Origin of the sequence: Ochrobactrum sp. SFR4 (genome assembly GCF_019730395.1) — a bacterium.
Taxonomy (GTDB): Bacteria; Pseudomonadota; Alphaproteobacteria; order Rhizobiales; family Rhizobiaceae; genus Pseudochrobactrum.
In genome coordinates this window covers 1-374 of the sequence record NZ_JAAPBB010000333.1, presented here as the reverse complement: position 1 = coordinate 374, position 374 = coordinate 1, and the positions used below count along the sequence as shown (strand labels likewise).

1 pseudogene is annotated in these 374 nt (G+C 48.1%); it reads right to left on the bottom strand.

Annotated features, from left to right (window positions below):
• Window positions 1-32: 32 nt before the first annotated feature.
• Window positions 33-374 (bottom strand): annotated as a pseudogene (locus tag HBA93_RS19235) (baseplate J protein); the annotation flags it as partial.

Genomic DNA, 374 nt, shown 5'->3' with positions numbered 1-374 from the left:
ATTACTTGGGAGTAATGTTTGCCGGTGTGACATCAATAATCATAACCTTTGAAGTTGAGCTTGATCTCACCAAGGGCGATTGCCACCCCGGGGTCTGCAACAACTGTTAAGAATGGCGCGATAACTTTAACCCGCTTAACACCAACAACATGCAGCCTTGCTTCTATCCAAGACGGTTCCAAGTCAAAGCCAACGCTCGATTCATCAGCCCATGCCTTACGCAGGGTGACCGGCATTGCCTCAATAACTGCATTTGTTGTGTTTGGAAGAAGCCAAACATCTGCCTCTATGTCTGTTACGGTGCTGGCTGCTGCCTCAACAACAATCGTGTCGTTAACCAGCCTGACCTGATCACTCATAACAACGGCTTTCAC